Raw genomic sequence first — 1694 nt, 5'->3', positions numbered from 1 at the left:
GGCTGGAGATCGCCCGCGAGGGATTGCGCAGCGGCAAAGCGGCCGCCAAACTGGCGCAAATCATTGATATTTCGTCCAAACTATGATGAAACTTTCCTTGTCCCAATTGCCGCAGCTGTGCGAACGTATCACCAAGGAACTCCCGCAGGGAGGAATCGTGATTTTGCAAGGCGATCTCTCAAGCGGCAAAACAACGTTTACTCAGGCGTTTGCCGAATTTCTAGGGCTGGATGAAGCGGTGACGTCCCCGACGTTTTCGCTCCAGCAACGTTACGGAGACAAACTCTATCATTACGACCTCTACAACTACGGTTTCGAGAAGTTTTTGAGCCTAGGAATGATGGAAGAGCTTGAGCGCGAAGGGTATCATCTCGTCGAGTGGGGAGACGATACGTTGATCGGATGGCTTAAACGAAGCGGTTTGGAAACCGCGATTGTAAAAATTACCAAATGCGACGATGAGTCGCGATGTTATGAGGTGTCACGTGCATGAACTAAAAGCTGAACGGTTGGTCAAAACGATTAAAAAACACGAAATCGTTCGTGGAATCAGTATGGAACTTCGAACGGGAGAAGTCGTCGGATTATTAGGGCCGAACGGAGCCGGTAAAACAACGACGTTTTACATGATTTGCGGTCTTGTCGAGGCGACGGAGGGGAAAGTGTTTATCGACGGTGTCGACGTGTCCGGCCTTCCTCTGCACAAACGTTCGACAATGGGAATCGGCTATCTGCCGCAAGAAGCGTCCATCTTTAAAGACCTTACCGTGGAAGAGAACCTGATCATTGCCGCGCAGGCCGGAAAACTTGATCAGGAAACGCAGGAAAAACGGATCGAAGAGCTGTTGGAGATGTTCAACATCGAACCGATCCGAAACCGTCGCGGAATCAATCTAAGCGGCGGGGAGCGTCGGCGTGCGGAAATCGCCCGCGCACTCGTCAACAAACCCCGTTTCCTCCTCCTTGACGAACCGTTTGCAGGGGTTGACCCGATCGCCGTTATGGATATCCAAAGCGTGATATCGCAGCTTGTCGAATTCGGAATCGGCGTATTGATCACCGATCATAACGTCCGTGAGACACTGGCGGTCTGCGACCGTGCCTATGTTATTAAAAATGGTTCGCTTCTGGCGGCGGGAACCAGCGACGAGATCGCCCATAACAGCGATGTGCGTCAGCATTATCTCGGTGAATCGTTCAAGTTTTAGTCTCCATGTTACGGGTTAAAACAAACGTCGAACTCAAAAACAAACTCTCCAATACCCTTCGCAACTGGCTTCCGATTCTCCATTCGAGCCTCAGCGATCTGGGTGAAGCGATGGCCCCGTTTGTTGAAAACAACCCCCTGATCGAAGTAAAATCGGGTTTCGAAGAAAATTTCGAAGCCAAAATTCCCAAAAAGATACAGCAAGGATACGTCCAAAACTCCCATTCCGAAGCGATCGAAGCCCTTACGATTCAGCACAAAAGCCTTTACGACGTGCTTCAAGAACAGATTGACGCCCCGTTGTTCCCGACCCCGCTTTCGCAGCTGATCGGGCGCCATGTAATTGAAAACCTTGACGAAGGGGGATACTACGAAGGAGACAGCGAAGCGTTTTGTTCCGAACACGCTATCAGCGAAGAGCAGTTCGAAAAGATTCGTCTTCGTTTTGTGCACGTCGAACCCGTCGGTATCGGCGCACGCGATGTTT

At 50.8% G+C, this 1694-nt stretch carries 2 protein-coding genes and 1 pseudogene; all 3 read left to right on the top strand.

The genetic code is table 11. From position 1 onward, the window contains the following. Positions 1–97: 97 nt before the first annotated feature. Positions 98–493, top strand: a complete 396-nt coding sequence (gene tsaE / locus JU82_RS06390; protein ID WP_294892367.1) for a tRNA (adenosine(37)-N6)-threonylcarbamoyltransferase complex ATPase subunit type 1 TsaE — start codon at positions 98–100, stop codon at positions 491–493. After that, complete coding sequence (gene lptB / locus JU82_RS06385) at positions 486–1208, top strand: LPS export ABC transporter ATP-binding protein (protein WP_037948259.1); 723 nt, start codon at positions 486–488, stop codon at positions 1206–1208. Before tsaE ends, lptB begins: the two co-directional genes overlap by 8 nt. Before the next feature lie 5 nt (positions 1209–1213). Continuing rightward, a pseudogene (locus JU82_RS06380) lies at positions 1214–1694 on the top strand (RNA polymerase factor sigma-54); the annotation flags it as partial.

The organism is Sulfuricurvum sp. MLSB (assembly GCF_000747095.1).
In the GTDB taxonomy this organism is placed as follows: Bacteria; Campylobacterota; Campylobacteria; order Campylobacterales; family Sulfurimonadaceae; genus Sulfuricurvum.
This window is presented reverse-complemented; position numbering and strand designations above follow the sequence as displayed.